The sequence below is a fragment of the Wolbachia endosymbiont of Spodoptera picta genome, assembly GCF_018141665.1.
Taxonomy (GTDB): Bacteria; Pseudomonadota; Alphaproteobacteria; order Rickettsiales; family Anaplasmataceae; genus Wolbachia.
Window position 1 is genome coordinate 917,873 of the sequence record NZ_CP067976.1, and the last position, 19,079, is coordinate 936,951.

General features: G+C 34.2%; 16 protein-coding genes and 1 tRNA gene. 8 read left to right on the forward strand and 9 right to left on the reverse strand.

The genetic code is table 11. The annotated features are described in order from the left end of the window. Positions 1–103: 103 nt before the first annotated feature. Entirely contained in the window at positions 104–277 is a 174-nt protein-coding gene (locus JKF54_RS04120) for a hypothetical protein (RefSeq protein WP_246433117.1), read from the reverse strand. A gap of 138 nt (positions 278–415) precedes the next feature. Between JKF54_RS04120 and carB the strand changes: the two genes are divergently transcribed. Next, on the forward strand, positions 416–3,643 hold the full coding sequence (carB, locus tag JKF54_RS04125) for a carbamoyl-phosphate synthase large subunit (RefSeq protein ID WP_211907659.1): 3,228 nt from the start codon (positions 416–418) through the stop codon (positions 3,641–3,643). 271 nt (positions 3,644–3,914) lie between these two features. Then, positions 3,915–4,262, forward strand: coding sequence for a diacylglycerol kinase (locus JKF54_RS04130; protein WP_211907660.1), 348 nt, complete (start codon positions 3,915–3,917; stop codon positions 4,260–4,262). Positions 4,263–4,268: 6 nt separating this feature from the next. On the opposite strand, the gene JKF54_RS04135 is transcribed toward JKF54_RS04130, so the two are convergent. Genes JKF54_RS04135 through JKF54_RS04145 form a run of 3 tightly spaced genes read right to left on the reverse strand, consistent with a single transcriptional unit; the run spans position 4,269 to position 9,099 of the window. Continuing rightward, positions 4,269–5,222, reverse strand: coding sequence for an RluA family pseudouridine synthase (locus JKF54_RS04135; protein WP_369800735.1), 954 nt, complete (start codon positions 5,220–5,222; stop codon positions 4,269–4,271). After that, a complete protein-coding gene (locus tag JKF54_RS04140) occupies positions 5,222–7,030 on the reverse strand; it encodes a coiled-coil domain-containing protein (RefSeq protein ID WP_211907661.1) in 1,809 nt (602 codons plus the stop codon). The genes JKF54_RS04135 and JKF54_RS04140 overlap by 1 nt, the downstream gene beginning before the upstream one ends. Positions 7,031–7,038: 8 nt before the next feature. After that, the gene (locus JKF54_RS04145) at positions 7,039–9,099 is read right to left on the reverse strand and encodes a ComEC/Rec2 family competence protein (RefSeq protein ID WP_444875947.1); all 2,061 of its coding nucleotides are present in this window, start codon (positions 9,097–9,099) and stop codon (positions 7,039–7,041) included. Positions 9,100–9,195: 96 nt separating this feature from the next. On the opposite strand from JKF54_RS04145, the gene JKF54_RS04150 reads away from it, so the two are divergent. Beyond that, positions 9,196–9,272, forward strand: a tRNA-Met gene (locus JKF54_RS04150). A gap of 131 nt (positions 9,273–9,403) precedes the next feature. Here the strand turns inward: JKF54_RS04150 and tmk are convergent. Further along, positions 9,404–10,021 (reverse strand): dTMP kinase, encoded by a 618-nt coding sequence (gene tmk, locus JKF54_RS04155; protein WP_211907662.1) that lies wholly within the window; start codon positions 10,019–10,021, stop codon positions 9,404–9,406. Positions 10,022–10,123: 102 nt separating this feature from the next. On the opposite strand from tmk, the gene JKF54_RS04160 reads away from it, so the two are divergent. The 3 genes from JKF54_RS04160 (at position 10,124) to JKF54_RS04170 (ending at position 13,670) form a co-directional block, all read left to right on the forward strand. Further along, positions 10,124–10,696, forward strand: a complete 573-nt coding sequence (locus tag JKF54_RS04160) for a thioredoxin family protein (protein WP_211907663.1) — start codon at positions 10,124–10,126, stop codon at positions 10,694–10,696. Positions 10,697–10,701: 5 nt separating this feature from the next. After that, positions 10,702–12,420, forward strand: a complete 1,719-nt coding sequence (locus tag JKF54_RS04165; protein WP_064085907.1) for a monovalent cation:proton antiporter-2 (CPA2) family protein — start codon at positions 10,702–10,704, stop codon at positions 12,418–12,420. 89 nt (positions 12,421–12,509) lie between these two features. Then, positions 12,510–13,670: an aspartate kinase gene (locus tag JKF54_RS04170; protein WP_211907664.1), complete on the forward strand. Its 1,161-nt coding sequence runs from the start codon at positions 12,510–12,512 to the stop codon at positions 13,668–13,670. Positions 13,671–13,685: 15 nt separating this feature from the next. On the opposite strand, the gene recF is transcribed toward JKF54_RS04170, so the two are convergent. Both recF and bcp read right to left on the reverse strand, forming a co-directional pair. Further along, complete coding sequence (gene recF / locus JKF54_RS04175) at positions 13,686–14,765, reverse strand: DNA replication/repair protein RecF (RefSeq protein WP_211907665.1); 1,080 nt, start codon at positions 14,763–14,765, stop codon at positions 13,686–13,688. A gap of 8 nt (positions 14,766–14,773) precedes the next feature. Next, on the reverse strand, positions 14,774–15,241 hold the full coding sequence (gene bcp / locus JKF54_RS04180) for a thioredoxin-dependent thiol peroxidase (protein WP_211907666.1): 468 nt from the start codon (positions 15,239–15,241) through the stop codon (positions 14,774–14,776). Positions 15,242–15,304: 63 nt separating this feature from the next. Here bcp and gshB point away from each other — a divergent pair, with 63 nt between their 5' ends. Further along, the gene (gene gshB / locus JKF54_RS04185; RefSeq protein WP_211907667.1) at positions 15,305–16,231 is read left to right on the forward strand and encodes a glutathione synthase; all 927 of its coding nucleotides are present in this window, start codon (positions 15,305–15,307) and stop codon (positions 16,229–16,231) included. Here the strand turns inward: gshB and JKF54_RS04190 are convergent. Next, positions 16,216–17,238, reverse strand: coding sequence for a UDP-N-acetylglucosamine--N-acetylmuramyl-(pentapeptide) pyrophosphoryl-undecaprenol N-acetylglucosamine transferase (locus JKF54_RS04190; protein WP_211908752.1), 1,023 nt, complete (start codon positions 17,236–17,238; stop codon positions 16,216–16,218). The two genes, gshB and JKF54_RS04190, sit on opposite strands and share 16 nt — an antisense overlap. 73 nt (positions 17,239–17,311) lie before the next feature. Here JKF54_RS04190 and JKF54_RS04195 point away from each other — a divergent pair, with 73 nt between their 5' ends. Then, on the forward strand, positions 17,312–17,677 hold the full coding sequence (locus JKF54_RS04195; RefSeq protein ID WP_211907668.1) for a hypothetical protein: 366 nt from the start codon (positions 17,312–17,314) through the stop codon (positions 17,675–17,677). 1 nt (position 17,678) lies between these two features. Here the strand turns inward: JKF54_RS04195 and lpdA are convergent, their stop codons facing one another. Next, positions 17,679–19,064 carry a dihydrolipoyl dehydrogenase gene (gene lpdA / locus JKF54_RS04200; protein WP_211907669.1) on the reverse strand — a complete coding sequence of 462 codons (1,386 nt, stop codon included), beginning with the start codon at positions 19,062–19,064 and terminating at the stop codon, positions 17,679–17,681. Between the last annotated feature and the right edge of the window lie 15 nt (positions 19,065–19,079).

A 19,079-nucleotide genomic window follows, 5' to 3' on the forward strand; every position in this document is an offset into this window, starting at 1 on the left:
TGCAAAGATACCGTTAAGCCCACAACTGTATGAACATTGTGATTTGAGTCCACTAGGAAGGATGTCATCCCAGTGCCTCTATGGTGTCATTCCAGTCTGGAATCTAGTCTTTATTGTGCGGCCACTTATTTAAAGTTAAGTTTTCTGGATCCCAGACTGGGATGACACCTCTGGTCACTGCCGTCATAAAGGAACCAGTGTCAGCTACTTGAATGACATCATTTGCTGTGCAATTTACCTTCAAAAATGAATGTTTGTACAGCTGTGTGTCAAGCACTGGAATCTTCCACGCAAATTGCAATGTTCGTACAGTTATGCGTCAAGCCTAAAAGTAGTTAGCTAATAGGTTTAATAAAAATTCACATATACAGGAAAGATTGGTAACATTACTTGAATAGAGACCGTTATTGTAATTATGCCGAAACGCACAGATATAGAATCTATGTTAGTAATAGGAGCAGGCCCAATAGTTATAGGTCAGGCATGCGAGTTTGATTATTCTGGAACGCAAAGCTGTAAAGTATTAAAAAGTGAAGGTTATAAAGTCATTTTAGTTAACTCCAATCCTGCAACTATAATGACAGATCCTGAATTCTCTGATGCAACTTATATTGAGCCGGTACTGCCTGAAATCATAGAGAAAATTATAATCAAGGAGATGCCAGATGCAATATTGCCAACAATGGGCGGGCAAACAGCACTCAATTGCGCAATAAAACTTGCAGATGATGGAGTGTTAGACAAATACAACGTAGAATTAATAGGGGTAAATAGAGAAGCAATAAAAAAAGCAGAGGATAGAGAGTTATTCCGTAAGTCCATGGATAGAATAGGACTGAAATATCCCAAAAGTATCATTATAAAAAATCAAGAACAAATAAAAGAGGCTTTGGACTACATTGGATTACCAGCAATCATCCGCTCATCATTCACCCTTGGTGGTGCAGGTAGCGGCATAGCATACAGTAAAGAGGAGTTTTTCAATATTGCAGAAAGTGCTCTCAAAATTTCGCCAATAAATGAAGTTCAGATAGATGAATCAATTATCGGCTGGAAAGAATATGAAATGGAAGTTATCCGTGATTGTAAAGATAACTGCATAATAGTCTGTTCGATAGAAAATATTGATCCAATGGGAGTGCACACCGGAGATAGTATCACGGTTGCTCCTGCTTTGACTCTGCGTGACGTAGAATACCAACAGATGAGAAATGCATCTATAGCAGTGCTAAGAGAAATTGATGTTAGTGCCGGTGGTGCAAATGTTCAGTTTGCAGTGAATCCTAAAGAAGATGGAAGCCTCGTTGTAATTGAAATGAATCCAAGGGTTTCTCGCTCTTCTGCGCTTGCTTCAAAAGCAACAGGTTATCCTATTGCAAAAGTTGTAACTAAACTTGCTATCGGCTATTCACTCGATGAGATACGTAATGATTGCGCTCCAGTTATACCTGCTGCATTTGAACCAGTGATTGATTATATCGTCACTAAAATTCCTCGTTTTGAATTTGAGAAGTTTAAGGGGACGAATTGTGAACTATCAACTTCCATGAAATCAGTGGGGGAAGTGATGTCTATAGGCCGCACTTTTAATGAGTCACTGCAGAAAGCTTTTCGTTCACTTGAAACTGGTCTTACAGGACTTAATGAAGTATTTCCTGAGAACATTGATATTGATCACGTAAAATCTCAATTAGCAAAATTGCTACCAAACAGATTACTGATTGCTGCTGACGCAATGCGTCACGGAATTAGCATAGAAGAAATAAATTCGATTACAGGATATGACTTATGGTCTTTGCAGAATATACAACAAATTATATTAGCTGAACAAAAAATCAAGGAAAACGGCCTTCCTGAGACTGCATATGAAATGTTAGAGCTGAAAAAAATGGGGTTTTCAGATGCAAGATTGGCAAAATTAAGCAATAAGAAAGTAGAACAGATTGAAGCAATGAGAAAAAAATTTGGTGTTAATCCAGTTTATAAACGTGTAGATACTTGTGCAGCTGAATTTGAATCGAGCACTGCTTATATGTATGGCTGCTATGAGGGTGATGTTGAAAATAAAACGGAATGTGAGGCGAATATTTCGGATCGAAAAAAAGTTGTCATTTTAGGAAGTGGTCCAAATCGCATTGGTCAAGGTATTGAGTTTGATTATGCATGCGTACATGCAGCTTCTGCCGCCAAAGAAATGGGGTATGAAACAATAATGATTAACTGTAATCCGGAAACCATTTCAACTGATTATGATACCGCTGATCGTTTATATTTTGCCCCACTGATTGCAGAGGATGTGCTTGAAATACTAAGCAAAGAGCAAGAAAATGGCACACTGGTTGGTGTAATAGTTCAAATAGGTGGTCAAACACCTTTAAAGTTAGCCAAAGTGCTTAACGAGAGAGGTTTCAAAATTCTGGGAACTTCGTTTGATTCTATTGACCTTGCAGAAGATCGCATGAGATTTAAAAATCTTGCTTTGCAACTTAATTTAAAACAACCTGAAAATTCTATCTGTCATTCAGTAAAAGAAGCGTTAATCAACGCAGAAAAGGTGGGGTTTCCACTAGTAGTTAGGCCATCATATGTCCTCGGCGGTCAGTCTATGTCGATTAGACACGATACTCAGAGCTTTAAAGAGTATGTCTTGAATCAAACCAAAATTTTTGAACACGGGTCACTGCTTCTTGATAAATTTTTAGTCAATGCAGTTGAGGTTGACGTTGATGCTGTATGTGATGGGAAAAAAGTTTTCATTGCAGCGGTCATGGAGCACATTGAAGAAGCTGGTATCCACTCTGGCGATTCAACATGCTCAATACCGACAAATACATTGAGTGACGAAGTAATAAAAGAGATCGAGCTCCAAACTGAAAGAATAGCTCTTGCACTAGAAGTGAAAGGTCTGATAAACATTCAGTTTGCTGTTCAAGAGAGTGATGTATACATACTTGAAGTGAATTTAAGGGCTAGCCGTACAGTTCCTTTTATTTCCAAGGTAATCAATATTCCTATTGCAAAGCTTGCCACTCAGGTTATTTTGGGTAAAAAATTGAATCAGGAAAACAAGCCTTTCAATCATTTTGCAGTTAAAGCTGCTGTTTTTCCATTTACGCGTTTTTCGGGAATTGACACTTTACTTGGTCCTGAAATGAAATCAACAGGAGAAGTGATGGGAATTGACTTATCTTTCGGAGCTGCACTTGCAAAAGTGCACATGGCTGCAGGATACAAGTTACCAACAGAAGGAACAGCTCTGGTTTCAGTAAAAGATGATGATAAAGAGTATATATTGCCTGTTGTACGAATGTTGAAAGAACTGAGTTTTGAAATATATGCCACCAAAGGCACAGCTTTGCATCTGAACAATAACGGCATTGCTGCAAAAGCTGTAAATAAAGTGAGAGAAGGCAGACCCCACATAGTTGATATGCTCAAAGATGGAAAAATAAATCTAGTAATCAATACTTCAAAAGGTGTGAAATCAGTCTCAGATAGCAAAGATATCAGGAGAACTGCTATTTTGCAAAATATAGCTTATAGCACCACAGCTTCTGGGAGTAAAGCGTTAGCGCTTGCAATTCAATATGTAAAGAATAGCAAATTGGAAGTGAAATCATTACAGCAGATACAAAATGTTTAAATATCAAGACTATAATAAATTATTACTTATTTCAAAATGAGGATCGTGTAAGCTAAGGCGAGAGAAATTTAATTAAAGGATTTTTGTGTCAGTATCAATATATAACTGCCTTGAGCGTTTGTTGAAAGGCTTTGTACTAATTTTCTTGATTCAAACAATATGCTAGACTTTAACTTAAAAATCTTTGTAAGTGATCACGACTGAAAGGTGTTTTCATGCATTTTTTACCTGAGTGCAATAAGTGTAATTCATTGAGTTTCCAAAATTGATAATGAAGAAAAGCATTACTCGTCTAATAAAAGCAATTCAATACTCCTGTGAAGGAATAAAATCAGCTTTTATATCAGAAATTGCGTTCAGACAGGAGTTACTACTTTTTATAGTATGTGTTTCAACTTTGTTTGTTTTAGATGTAAGTAATTTAGAACGTGCAGTAATGGTAAGTAGCCTATTTTTGGTGTTAATTGTAGAAATTATTAACACTGCTTTTGAAACAACAATTGAGCGTATTTTAAGTGAACAACATATACTTTCAAAAAAAGTGAAAGATCTAGGTAGTGCAGCAGTTTTTCTCTCATTAATTAACTTCTTGATAACATGGATGATAATATTGATATGAATGTTGTTAAGATATATTTTCAAATTCACCGATTAAGACTTGCATGTCTTGTGGTAAATCAGAAACAAATTCTATATATTCTTTACTTTTTGGATGATATAAGCCTAGCGTGTGAGCATGTAGTGCCTGTCTATTGAAATTACGGATAAAGTCAGAGTTTTTAGCATGTTTTTCACTTTTACTACTATTTTTTCCGTAAACTTGATCACCAACTACAGAATGTCCTATGTGGCTCATGTGTACTCGAATTTGGTGTGTTCTGCCTGTCTCTAAAGTACATTTAACCAGGCTTGCTTGCCCTATAATTTTCTTCACTGAATAATGAGTGATTGCTAATTTACCTGCTGTTTTTGTGACACACATCATTTCTTTATTACTGCGTTTTGGAGCAATATGGGTTTTTACTGTTCCTTGCAGATTAGGTAATGCTCCCCAAATTACTGCTAAGTATTCCCGTTTTATTTTACGATTTGATAGCAGTTCAGACAAGAAGCTGTGGGATTGTTCATTTTTTGCAATTACCATGAGTCCACTAGTATCTTTATCAAGCCTGTGAACAATTCCTGGTCTTGTATTTGTATATGGAATTTTGCCAAGGTGAGCGATCACTGCATTCAGGAGTGTATCATTGTTTGTTCCAGCACCTGGGTGTACTGTTAATCTACTTTGTTTACTCAGAACTATAATGTCCCCATCTTCGTAGATGATATCAAGCTTTATATTATAGTTAGGTTCAATTGATGTGGATATGTCAGGTTGAACGAGATGTACTATATACTCTTCACCTGGTTTTACTATGTGGTCATTATTAATTATTGGCGTGCCAAGTAATGTTACCCGCTCATCTTGTATCAATCTTTGTGCTTTACTGCGTGATATGTTACACTTTTTAGCTATGTAAGTATCTAGCCTTAATTTTTTTTCGTCACTATTAACATTTAAGGTTATATCTATGGTCACTACCCTGCGCAAGCTACTTTGAATGCTGCATGAACATCTGGATTCACAAAATCAACTTTTGTACTAGGTTGAATTTGAAGGCCGTCTTGTTTTTTAATATGGCAAATTGTTTGAGAGCCATCTTTCCAGTAAATTATTATTTTATTATCAAAATCCCGTAGCGTTAACTCCCTCTTTTCTTCTTTTTTATCTTTTTCTTCTAGCTTAATAGACTCTAATAAATAATATAGAAAGCCACTTGCTTTACCGTTAACTTTTTTTCTCCATTCATCCATTTTTTCTTGTTCAGATAATTCTTTTTCCAATTTTGCATTTTCTTGCTCCAGCTCTTTCATCCTTTTTTTTGATTTTAATAATCTATGTTTTTCTATTGCTTTTTTCTCTTCATCTCGCTGTTTTTCAAGAGAAGTAGCAGTAATACTGCCTTCACTGCTATTAGGTTCGGTTGATTGAGTTTGTTTATTCTTTAATTCTTCTAGTTCATCTTTTACTTTTTTTAGCTCTTCCTCTAATTTCTTCCTTATCTTTTCCGCCTCTTCTTTTTGCTTTTCCAACATATCTATAAACAAAGGATCATCACTAACTGTGCTTTCCCCAGATTTAAAAAAGCCAACAAATCTGCTTGGTTCAAATCGCTCAACCTTATCTTCAGCGATTTTAATAGCATTATCTAAACTAGAAAAAATACTTTCAATGTTTAGTGAACTTGCTCTTTTTACCAGCCCTTTAGCTTCACTTAAAATGGGCGAGATTTCCTTGTGCAACTCATCCAAATCTTCTTTGATGTCTTCTCTGACTCTTCGTAGATGAACAAGTGTTTCTTTAATTTCATCATTTGCAGGCTTTAGAAGCTTATTATCGAGTAGACCTTTAACTTCATCTAACTGCTTATCAAGTGAGTCAACAATTTTATCTGTAAAATCAGTCAAGTGCTTATCAAGTAATTTTATCAATCGAGATGTAGAATCATTTACTTCCTCATCTTTTGTCTTTTTTTCCATTACTGATACAACCCCACCTCTTCTGAATGGAAAGAGAATATCCAAATTATTAAACTTTTTAACAATATTATGATTATTGTTTATCTCATTGTTTTTTAGCTTGCTGAATGTTATACATATCCCAACAATAGCAATGATACTAGCCAGTGCAACTATGGCCCATTCCAAATCCTGAACATTGGCAAAGCTAAATCTATTTTGTATTAACGCACCAACTATGATTGCAGCACTAACTACATATGGTATGGCAAGAAAAATGTCCTTATTCTTATTCTCTTGTCTTTGATCATCTAATATTTTTTTTTGATTTTCAGAGATTGGCAAAATTATTGAAAAGCTTGCTTTTTTGTGACTTATAAAACTTAAATTTGGTTTTATCTCTATTTTCAGAGCATTTTCAGCGATTTCACTTATCTCGTTGTCTTTGCCACCTCTAATTTTATCATTTATTAATTCCTCTATCGGCTTTTTTCCTTCTTTTATCTTCTGCTTATGCATATATCTCATAGCAGAAGAGGCTACAAAAGTTGTTAAAAGAATAACAGAAACCAAAGTGTAAATTGGCATGAATGTTGGGTTAAAAATATCTGTAATAAAGCTTAAATTATTACTAGTTATTATTATTGCAGCTACATAAGCCAAAGAAAATTGAAGCCAAGTATTTACAGCTGCTATAGGTAAAGTGTTACTTACAGAATATTTCTTTGTTGCACGCCATAACCTAGGAAAAAAACCAATAGCATCATCTATTTTGGCAAAATTATGATCTACTTTAACATTGAAAGGATTTGTTGTATCTAAAGGCATAAATTTCCTTACATCCTAATTAAGTAATTATATATAAATGATACTTTAAAAACAAGTTTTTGGCTTATGCCAAGGACGATTAGAACGCACTTTACTAACTTTATACCACTATCTGTTAGCCAAACAGAGTGTGTGCCATATGCCTCTAAGTCAGCATATTTGATGATTTTAGTATTGCAAGCTGGATAGTTAAACTTGCTTAACTGAATTACTAGATCGACATTGTTACAATTTTCTAAAATATCTTCTCTTTTGTGAGCTAGCAACACTGACTTATTATTTCCTTTATTATATATGCAGTCATAATCATTACATTTTAGCCTTTTATTTGAATTACTGAATTTAGTATGATTCACAATTTGATTCTGCCCGTTTTGCTTTGCCCACGTTTTGACAACAAAATTTCTGTTTTTTCTAGTAAGGGAATATAGTAAATTGTCATCTTCTTTTACAGCAAGATTATCAGCACTGACTAGAATATCAGGAGTTGTATACATAGCCCTAGAGAAAATACCTAGCACAATAAAGAAAATTCCAAAGAAACGCCAATTCCTTTCCCACAAGCATAACCATAATAGCCCAAGCGTTATTATAATAATTAATGAGGCAGGAAAAGTGCGAATAGGAATAACCAAATACTGAAGACTGGCAATTGCGTTTGTTATATATAAAACGCTGTCAATTGGGCTTTCCATGAGAGGCGTTATAATCCACTGAGTACCTAAAGGAATCAATAAAACATAGATTATTCCAAGTGGAATAATAATGAGTGTAACTATTGGTATAGCAATCAAATTTGTGATAATGCCACTGATTGAAAAATAGTTAAAATTGTATATTGTGTACGGAACAGTTGCTAAACTTGCTATTATTGAGCTGATCATTATCGACACAAAATATTTTATTATTTTTATTTTGAATAACTTATTAGCATTGATCTGATAGCTGGCAACTAGTGCCAAAACAGCAGAAAATGACATTTGAAAACCTGGCTTTAAGATTGCTTCTGGCTCCACTATGAGTATCACCGAAGCAGCAAACGCAATTGCTATTAATCCTCGATATTTCCTTTCTATGATTATTGCAACAAGTACCAAGATCACCATGATGTAGGCACGCTGAGCAGAAATTTGCATACCGGTAATCAACAAATAAAAGGTAGTTGGCAAGATAGTAAAGAATGCAGATATTTTTTTAGTGTTATATTTAAGAGTCAAAGTTTCAGATATTGCAAATAAATTACGGAATACTATAAAAAATAGACCAGCAACAAACGATAAATGTAAACCAGATATAGCGAATAAATGTGCTATACCTGAATCTCGTATCGCATTCATAGTTTTTTGATCTATCCCGTCTTTTTTGCCAATTAATAATGCAGAGATTATGTCCGCGTGTGGCTTTTTGGTATTTTGCTGTAGGTTTTCATAGATATATTGACGGAAAGATTCTATATACTCTTGAAATTTTCTTGCTTCAGCCTTTTTGTACAGGACTATTTTGCTTGTTGCAAAGCCTGTTGCACTTATTTTCTGATAATATGCTATTCTTGCAAAATCATATGCATATTCCGAAGGCGCAATTTTTGGAGGAAAGAGTTTTGCTGATAATTTTACTTGATCCCCTATTTTAATGCCTTCTTCCGCTTTGGTTCTAATTGATATTCTGATGTTATCCAGCTTGAACTTCGTGTTTTTTATTTCATAAAGCAAAAATTGCTCATACGAGCCCTTGTTATTAATATCCTTCACTGTAGCAACAATATCTTTCACATACCTTTCCTTATCAAGAATGTGAGTATTAACTGAATCTGTTCTGAATTTGCTGGCTGTAAATCCTATGAGCACTGCAATTAAAGAAATGCATAATATTGCGTATTTCCTGTATAATATTGCAATCAGAATTAGTATAGGTGAAAGCAAGAGAAAAATAGATATAGTGAAAGCACAGCTTGGTTCAAAATTTAATGAGAAATAGGTTAAAATTCCTGCACACTGAAAAACCGGGAACCACAATATCAAGTTATATTTTTCATTGCACAGATTGTTATGTATATAATTTACTATCATGTTAAGAAAGGTTAATAGATATATAAATATATGTAATAGTGTGATTTTATTCTTTTATTTATTATTATTACGCATATAATAATAAATAAGCAACGACGCGGGATGGAGCAGCTCGGTAGCTCGTCAGGCTCATAACCTGAAGGTCGTAGGTTCAAATCCTACTCCCGCAACCATCTTTCAATTGTACAAACATTGCGATTTCTCTTATTATAATAGCAATGGTATTTCTAACTCAAAGCTTGTTTTTGACCTGTAGGCTCAATCGTAACATTCAGTAAAAAACTCAGGGTATTTATTGACAAAATTATAGCGGCTGCATGCCTTTTTTCTTTTTTCTTATTACATCAATAATTTCACTATACGCTTTATTGTTGTCTTTATCTGCAATTACAGTAATAACATTACATCTATTAGATTCTTTTACAGCTATTTCTTGAAATCCTTTTCGAATTTTATGATAGGAATCAATGCTCATTTCTTCATACTTATTTTTATCCTTTGCTCTGCTGAGTCCAACTTGAACATCAATATCTAAAATAAATGTGATATCTGGATATTTAATTTCCACTAATTTGTGTAAGTCTCTTATTAGACTCAAGTCAACACCTAGTCCATACCCTTGATACGCAATAGTTGAATCGATAAATCGATCACAAATAACTGTCTTTCCCTCTTTAAGAGCTGGCAATATTAATTTTTTCATATGTTCGTGCCTCATCGAGATAAGCAGCAAGAGTTCAGAAATAGGATCAATATTATCCTTAAGTAGTAATCCTCTTATTTTTTCTGCAAAATCAGTACCACCTGGTTCTCTAGTCAATACGACATTATTTTCACCGTGAATTTGCTTGAAATAATTTGCAAGTAACTCAGACTGTGTTGTTTTACCAGAACCATCTATTCCTTCGAAGGTTATGAACATAAATTTTATAGTTACAATGCTAAATGCAAACAGTGTACATAGAAACCATTTGACATTTAAGCAATAAGATCATAAATTATGGTATACAATTCTCTATGAGCTATGGTTACGCTAGACACTCCTAAGATAGATTTAGACTTTAATGCAAAGAATTTTAATTTCCTGGGAGTGGATAACAAATATTATACATTAAGTGACTGCTATGGGGAAAATGGTCTCATTGTAATGTTTATATGCAATCACTGTCCTTACGTTCAATCAATTATTAGCAATCTAGTAAGCGATGTTAATTTGTTGAAAAAAGATTATCAGGTAAACACCGTTGCAATCATGCCAAATGATGTAAATGAGTACCCAGAAGACTCCTTTGAAAACATGATTAATTTTGCGAAGGACAATAAGTTTACATTTCCATATTTGATTGACAATAACCAAGAAGTAGCTAAAGAGTATGGTGCTGTTTGTACCCCTGATTTTTTTGGCTTTAATTCCAAACTAGCCCTCTGCTATCGCGGGCGTTTTAACAACACAAAAAAAGAGAAAGTTCAAAATTACGAAGTAGGAAGTAGTGATTTATTTCAAGCCATGAAATTTATTGCAGAAACTAGCAATCCTCCAGTTGACCAAAAATCAAGCATTGGTTGTTCAATAAAATGGTCTAATTCTACAGGTTAAATATTATGCACAGCGGCTCTCAGCATTTGTTTGATATTATAATTTTACTCTCTGCTGCTGTGTTTATAGTCATAGCGTTTTGGAAAATGAATATTAGCCCAGTACTTGGTTACTTTGTTGCAGGTGCATTGATTGGTTCTCATGGATTTAATCTGATACATTCAGTTGAAGTAATGGATAACTTTGCAGAGTTTGGCGTAGTTTTCCTATTGTTCATTATAGGTCTTGAATTGACATTTGAACGCCTTATCGCTATGCGTAGGCATGTGTTTGGGTTTGGTTCCCTTCAAGTTATAGTTACCATGATAGCAATATGGTGCATTGCTCTTGCCTTTGGAGTAAATACAAACATGGCAGCAGTTATCGGTGGTGGACTTGCACTATCCTCAACAGCAATAGTGTTGCAGGTTCTGCAAGAAAAGGGTTCTCAAGCAAGCCAAGTTGGTAGATTGTCAATAGCAGTGCTACTAATGCAGGACTTTGCAGTGGTACCTCTAATAGTACTAGTGCCCCTGCTTACTGGCAATTCTGAACACAGCTTAATAAGCTCGTTGGCAGGCTCATTAGTGCAAGCAGCTATTGCATTGGTGTTGATATTTGTAACTGGTAGGTTATTACTGAGGCCATTGTTTTCGGTTATTGCCAAAATGGAGAGTAATGAAATCTTTATATCAACAACACTTCTGATAATATTAGGATCAGCATTTATTACTGAACAATTTCATTTATCAATGGCATTAGGCGCATTTGTTGCTGGGTTACTAGTTGCAGAAACAGAACACAGGAATTCGGTAGAACATGCAGTATTGCCATTTAAAGACTTATTTCTTGGTTTATTCTTTATGACTGTTGGCATGTCTATTGATATTGACCTTTTACTCAATAAGTTACCACTCGTTACTTTATTATCAATTATCCTTATCGTTTTAAAGACTTCCATTATATATACATTGTGTAGATTTTTTGGATTTAGAAGTGCACCTGCAATACAAGCTGGATTACTGCTTGCACAAGGCGGTGAATTTGCATTTATTTTATTCCGTTTAGCAGATGAATTAGATGTACTATCAAGTGAAATCGCTCAAGTGCTTATGATGGTAACTACAGTAACTATGGCTTTTACTCCTCTTTTATCGGGAATTGGAGACTGGATAGCAAATTCATTTAGCACTGAAAAAATAATACTAGACGATGAAGCAATCGAAACAGACACACAAGATCTTTATAACCACGTAATAGTTGCCGGGTTTGGTAGAGTGGGATATATGGTAACGAAAATGCTTACTGCGGAGCATTTAAGTTATGTTGTTGTAGATATTCAATCAAAAATAGTGAAAGAAGGAAAAAATGACAGTTTCCCTATATATCTTGGAGATGCTACAAGATATGAAATTTTAAAATCAGTAGGAATAGAAAGAGCTCAAGCTCTTGTGGTTTCAATAAAGAACGAAGTCACTATAAAGAAAATAGTTTCTCTAGTTGCAACAAACTTCCCGCATGTAAATATTATAATACGTTTACCAGATTTGAATAATGTGGAGGTTTATAAAGATCTAGGGGCTAGTAAAGTTATTCCCGAAACGTCTGAAATTGGATTGCAGCTAGGTGGAGCAGCATTAAGTTTAAGTGGTATTAGCGAGAGCGGAGTTACATCTTTAAAAGGTAAATTTAGAAAAGGCAACTACAGTATGTTAAAAGACCTTGGTAGTGATAAAGATGAATAATCCTCTATCACTTTAATTAGTGACCAGAAAAACACATTTAATTAAGCAACTATACTCTCTAGAAAGGTGAAATTGACCTTATTGTAACTATGAACAAAATAATAATAAAAAAATTTGGTGGTACTTCGCTAACTGACTTAAATCGAGTTGCAAATCTAATAAAAAACGATATTGAAAAAGGTTATAATGTAATTGCTGTTGTATCCGCTGCTGCAGGATTCACTGACCAAATGGCTTTTCAAGCCAGGCAAATTTCAAATTTAAATTGTAGACAAGAGTTATCAGAGTATGATGTCCTGCTTTCAGCAGGAGAACAAGTCTCTTGCGGGTTATTAGCTATCACTCTTCTGTCTGTTGGAGTTAATGCTAAATCATGGCTCGCCTGGCAGTTACCAATTCTAACGGATAATTTTTATTCTGAGTCTAAAATAAAAAAGATAAAAATTGACCATGTAAAAAGATCTTTTGCTGAGGGTTATACTGCTGCAATCATTGCTGGTTTTCAGGGTATATACGATGATAGAATCACTACTTTTGGTAGAGGAGGATCTGACATCTCAGCAATTGCCTTTGCTGTAGTCTTTGGTATTAGGACTTGTGAAATTTTTACTGATATTGACGGAATATATACAGCAGACCCAAAAATTGTTCCAAGGGCACGCAAGCTTAAATCTATCTCTTACAATGAAATATTGGAGATGTCGTCATCTGGTGCTAAAATATTGCATAATCGTTCAGTACAACTTGCAATGAAGCATAATATTAAGGTGCAAGTGTTATCCACTTTTGAGGAAGTAGAAGGCACTACAGTACTACACGAAAAAGATGTACTGGAAAGATACTTAATTACTGGAATAACTTATAGCACTCACGAAGCTCTTGTAACTTTTACTAACTTTGCAAATACTCTGGATACTTTAAGAGATATAGCAGGAGCAAACGTTAAAGTTGACATGATACATGGGTCAAGCTTTTTGATTTCTAAATTTGATGTTGATTTAATGACAAAGTTATTGAACAAAAATGAAAATTATGTCGTAAACAATAATATAGCTAAAATTTCAATAATTGGTATTGGTGTTATGTCTAACACTGAAGTGATGTACCGCACACTCAAGGTTTTAAGCGAAAAAAAGATAGAAATACTTGCTGTCACAATGTCCGAAATCAAGATCAGTATAGTTGTTCAAAAAAAACACGCTGAGGCTTTAATTAGAGATTTACATACCGAATATGAGCTTGATGTATGACAGCACGCTTGAAATTTATTTACTTGATAATTCAAAAAACTTGAAAGAGCAAAGATAGTTATTGAAATTATCTTGATTTACATCGGTTATCCAAGTTTGACATTGAATGCTTAACACCTCCTCAATTAACACCTTTCTGTAATCTTTATCCAGATGAGACATTATATCGTCAAGCAGAAGAAGAGGTGCTTTATTGTAATGAATACACCTTGCTTTTACACTAGATAAGATGATAGAAAGCAGTAATAGCTTTTGCTCTCCAGTAGAACAAAGATTTATTGGCATGTCCCCTTTTTGGCAAAAAACCCGAAAATTATCATTATGTACAGAAAAGGTTACTCTACCAGTTAATGAGTCTTTTTCTCTATTTTCCTTTAGACGATTCTGAAAATATTCTGCAGTATCGTTCAAAGTTAGCTGACTGCTAAATTTCAAACTTGCCTTTGGAAAAAACTCACAAGAATGGTTATCAATTGTGCCCTGTAGTATTTTTAAAACAGACAAACGCATACGTAAAATATCAACTGCATTGGTAGCCATGACGTTTTCAAGGCTAGAGAGCCAATTTTCGTCTAAAATATTCTCTCTAAGCAGTTTACTTCGCTCATGTTTAGCTTTCCTGTATTTCATATAGCAATAAGTGTAATTTTCTTCAAACAGTGAGACGATACGGTCTAAAAATTTTAATCTGTCACTCGGAGAATTAAGAAGAATATAGTCCATTTGTGGAATGAGCCATATTACATTGGATATTCTATACAGAGATGAATAACTTGATTGTGTTTTTCCATCAATTTGTATTAGTTTATTATTAAGATTCTTTCCTATACCAATTGAGTTAAAGTATGTTCCATTAAAAAAGTCATAATGCACTGCCCAATCTTCATTACTGAGTCTATTTTGCATCTCACTAATTTTTACTTTTTTCATGCCATTACTTTTAGCAAGCAATGAGATTGCTTCAAGTATATTAGTTTTACCAACACCATTTTGACCAGTTATTACAACCGATCTATCGTCTAAATCCAGTTCGAAATTTGAATGACTACGGAAATTATGTAATTTCAATTTTTTTATATAGCAATGGGTAGCCATTCTTTAATTTATATTCTGCTTACTTCCTCTAAAACCTCATCAACATGTCCACTCACTTTTACATTTTTCCAAATCTTCACTACTTTACCTTTTTTATCTATTAAAAAAGTAGTACGCTCTACTCCCATATACTTTTTGCTAAACATACTTTTCTCTACCCAAACACCATACTTTTCCAACATTTCAGCATTTTCATCAGAAACTAAAGAAAATGGCAGAGAATATTTTGCTTTGAAGTTAGCGTGGCACTTAACGCTATCTTTTGATACACCAATTATCACTGTGTCAAGAGAAGAAAAATTTTCTATATTGTCTCTAAAGCCTTTTGCCTCCATTGTGCAGCCCGGAGTATCGTCTTTAGGATAAAAATAAAGAACTACATTTTTTTTATCAAAAAATTCACTCAGTGATAAAATCTCACCAGAATCTGTTGGCAAGCTAAAATCAGGTGCATTATTTCCTATTGTTAATTCCATACTTTGCTCCATTATTAACACTTTTATGGTACTATATTATATTGTAATAGGAAGGGAGGATAAATGAAAGTAGCTTTTCAGATGGATGAAAGTATAAATTTTGAAGCTGATACTACATTTTCATTAATAAAAGAAGCGCAAAGAAGAAGGTACGAAATTTTTGTTTATGTACCTAATAATTTAGCACTCAAGTTAAATCAGCCAATTGCCCTTGCTCAGAAAGTCAGCGTTGATGATTGTAGCTTCATTTCAAAAGAGGATGTAGTAATCAACCTAAATGAAATGGATATCATATTTATCAGACAGAATCCACCATTTGATATGCGGTACATTACAACAACCTATATCTTAGAAAAGACTACTGCGTTAGTAATAAATAATCCAACAGAAATAAGAAACTGCCCTGAAAAATTAATTACTTCACTGTTTCCAGAGCTAATTCCTCCAACTTTGATCACTGAAAATATATCGATGATTAGAAATTTTTGTCACGACTATCAAGATATCATCTTGAAACCACTATATAGCTATGGAGGAAATGACGTAATAAGAATACAAGACCAAAATAGCATTCAAGTGGTAGTTGATCTCATGATTGCAAAATATGAATGTCCTGTAATTGCACAAGCGTTTTGTAAAAAGATAAATACAGATAAAAGAATACTGCTACTGGATGGAAAGCCAATAGGAGTAATGAAGCGAGTTCCAAAGTCTAGCGGAGAAATCAGAACAAATTTGAGACTCGGAGCAAGTTTTGAGCCTGTCCAAATGAATGATAGAGACAACGAAATATGTAATAAAATTGGTCCTGAGCTAAAGAAAAGAGGGCTAATATTCGTTGGCATTGATATTATAGATGACTTCCTTCTTGAAATTAACACAACTTCGCCTACGGGAGTAGTTTATATCAATAAGTTGTATAGTAAATCACTAGAAAAAGAACTATGGGATGCATTTGAAGAAAAAGCAATTCGTCAACTAAGTTCTTGAGCTATTGCCTTAATAAATTCAGTAACTCCATTCCTTATTCTTGTTTTCTTAGTATTATTAGCCATATCAAGCAATTTTTGACAATTTTGCAATAAATCAACTAGCAACTCTCCTAGATTCTTTTTCGCGTTACTATTTTGCTCAACCATTACAGCTGCTCCCGAATCTTCAATATGTTTTGCATTATAAAATTGATGGTTATCTTTTGAGTGAGGATAAGGAATATATACAGCAGGACGCTCAGCAAGAGTAATCTCTGCTATTGAAGTTGCCCCCGCTCTGCTAATTACCAAATGAGCATTGGCCAGTTTATTTTCCATATCATCGAGAAACTCACTTAACTCACAATCAATTCCTTCACTTTTGTATAGACTCTTGACCTTGTTTATATTTTTCTTCGTACATTGCTGCGTTACTCTAATCCTCTCTTTTACTTCAACAGGTAGATCACAAATTACGCTGCTCACTACATCATCAAAAAAATTTGCACCCTGACTGCCTGCTATTATTAACACGTTTAAAACTGTTTCAGCTCTAGAATAGCCTTGTGCTTCTATATCGACAAAATTTCCTGTAAAAACGCATTTACTACCTTCTGCATACTTAGTCTCTGGAAAGCTAGTTGCAATTAATTTTGCACTCTTGAAAAAGAATCTATTTACTCTCCCTAAAACTATATTTTGTTCATGTAAAATTATAGGTATAGAAAAAATCTTTGCTGCAAAAAGAGTTGGAAAAGAAGCGTAGCTACCAAAACCAATGATTAGCTTTGGTTTTAATTTTCTTGTTTGATACAGTGCTAATACACAACTATACATTAACAAAAAGAGAAACTTCAATTTGTTGCCACTTGGCTTGCACAATGGTAAAATATAACTTTCTATATTGATGGTTTTTTGATCAGTGAATAATATACAATTGTGCCCTTGTACCTTTAGTGCTTTTGCTAAGGTTATAGCTGGAAAAACATGCCCACCTGTACCGCCTGTTGCTAGAATAATATCCATCTGTAAATAGCAATTTGATAATAGATTATTAATCATTTTTTAATAATCTGCATGTTAAATTTTATTAAGCTTTATGATAGTTGAGTTAAAAATGCCTGAAAGTAGCAACAGCAAAAACGTGAAAAACAAGCCTCAAGAGCAAAGAGAAGGCGGAAGCGGAGGTTTTATAGGATTATTAAAAAGCATAACAAAAGCTCTTTTTAACTCAGTTGTTGATCTACCTCAGCAAGAACAACTCAATAAAAATATTGATAGACAACAAGGTTTAGACAGTAAAAGAAAAAGCCCAGAGGATCTTAATCAGGAAAAAAAGCTTGAAGTGAAAGAAGCAGCTGAAGGGTTAAAAGAAAAGTTAGAAAAATCTGATATTGGTAATCAATCTATTAGAATTGAATCGCCTAATCAGGATAATTGTAGCTCTAAAACAATGAATCGTTAGCTTAACTATTTAACGATTCATCATCTGCAGCAAGTACTGATTCGTGTATAATTTCCGAAATAGTTGGATGAGGAAAAATCGTAGATTTTATGTCGCAGTCTGTTCCCTCTAGTTGCTTTGCAAGAGCGAAATTGCTAATTAACTCTGTTACTTCCGCTCCTATCATGTGAGCTCCAAGAAGTTCGCCTGTTTTTTTGTCTATAATTGTTTTCACTAAACCTTCAGTTTCACTTAGTGCAATAGATTTACCATTAAAGTTGGAGTGAAATTTTCCTACTTTTATATCGTATCCACTTTTTATTGCCTGTTCCTCAGTAAGGCCAACGCTTGCTACTTGCTGATGAGAGTAAGTGCAATTTGGTATGCACTCTTTTTTTAACTTATGAGCATTTTTACCAGCAATTTTCTCAACACAGATTACAGCTTCATGACTTGCTTTATGCGCTAAACATGGGGGACCAGCTACATCACCTATTGCATACACACTTGATTCACTTGTTTCATACCACTCATTCGTTTCAATGAAACCAGAAGGACTCAACTTAATTTTTGTATTTTCTAAACCTATATTTTCAGTGTTTGCTTGAACGCCAACTGCAACAATTACTCTATCGAATTCTTTATTATCACCACTACTTAGCTGCACTTGAACAGAGTCTTTATTTTTAGTGAAAGTTTTTACACTATTGCTCGTATATATTTTTATTCCTTGTTTTGTAAATATCTCTTGTACTAAATTTGAAATGTCTTTATCTTCCAGCGGCAAAATAGTGTCTTTTACTTCTATAATTGTTACATCAACCCCCAAAGTACTATAAAAACTTGCAAATTCTATTCCTATCGCACCAGAACCTATGATTAGTAGCGATTTTGGTAACTTCTTTGGAGTCATAGCGTGCTGCGCATTCCATATTAAATCTCCATCCGCCTCTATTCCAGGTAGATTTCGCGCTCTAACACCTGTTGCTAAAATGATATGATTGGAAGAAATTTCCTCCTCCTTTTTGTCATTAAGAATTTTTACAGTACGATTACCTGCAAGTTTACCAAAGCCTTGATGAACTTTGATGTTATTTTTTTTCATCAAATATGCAACACCGCTTGACAATTTATCAACAACGTTTCTTGAGTATTTCACTATTGATTGTATATTAAAACTTGCATCCTTTACTTTTATGCCAAATTCTTCTGATCTTGTTATTAACCTATAAATTTCAGATGCTCTAAGTAGCGATTTTGTTGGTATACACCCCCAATTTAAGCATATACCACCCAAATTTTCTTCCTTTTCAACAATTGCAGTTTTAAATCCAAACTGTGCCGCTCTAATTGCTGCTATATAACCACCAGGACCGCTGCCTATAACTGTAATATCATACTCATTCATCAGCTTTCTTCGTAT

Excerpts from the sequence above, each read along its gene's own strand:
- JKF54_RS04165 (WP_064085907.1), top strand. The coding sequence starts at position 10,702 with ATGCACAGCGGCTCTCAGCATTTGTTTGATATTATAATTTTACTCTCT.
- JKF54_RS04145 (WP_444875947.1), bottom strand. The coding sequence starts at position 9,099 with ATGATAGTAAATTATATACATAACAATCTGTGCAATGAAAAATATAAC.
- JKF54_RS04160 (WP_211907663.1), top strand. The coding sequence starts at position 10,124 with ATGGTTACGCTAGACACTCCTAAGATAGATTTAGACTTTAATGCAAAG.
- JKF54_RS04170 (WP_211907664.1), top strand. The coding sequence starts at position 12,510 with ATGAACAAAATAATAATAAAAAAATTTGGTGGTACTTCGCTAACTGAC.
- tmk (WP_211907662.1), bottom strand. The coding sequence starts at position 10,021 with ATGTTCATAACCTTCGAAGGAATAGATGGTTCTGGTAAAACAACACAG.
- carB (WP_211907659.1), top strand. The coding sequence starts at position 416 with ATGCCGAAACGCACAGATATAGAATCTATGTTAGTAATAGGAGCAGGC.
- JKF54_RS04130 (WP_211907660.1), top strand. The coding sequence starts at position 3,915 with ATGAAGAAAAGCATTACTCGTCTAATAAAAGCAATTCAATACTCCTGT.
- lpdA (WP_211907669.1), bottom strand. The coding sequence starts at position 19,064 with ATGAATGAGTATGATATTACAGTTATAGGCAGCGGTCCTGGTGGTTAT.
- JKF54_RS04195 (WP_211907668.1), top strand. The coding sequence starts at position 17,312 with ATGATAGTTGAGTTAAAAATGCCTGAAAGTAGCAACAGCAAAAACGTG.
- bcp (WP_211907666.1), bottom strand. The coding sequence starts at position 15,241 with ATGGAATTAACAATAGGAAATAATGCACCTGATTTTAGCTTGCCAACA.
- JKF54_RS04140 (WP_211907661.1), bottom strand. The coding sequence starts at position 7,030 with ATGCCTTTAGATACAACAAATCCTTTCAATGTTAAAGTAGATCATAAT.
- recF (WP_211907665.1), bottom strand. The coding sequence starts at position 14,765 with ATGGCTACCCATTGCTATATAAAAAAATTGAAATTACATAATTTCCGT.
- gshB (WP_211907667.1), top strand. The coding sequence starts at position 15,305 with ATGAAAGTAGCTTTTCAGATGGATGAAAGTATAAATTTTGAAGCTGAT.
- JKF54_RS04190 (WP_211908752.1), bottom strand. The coding sequence starts at position 17,238 with ATGGATATTATTCTAGCAACAGGCGGTACAGGTGGGCATGTTTTTCCA.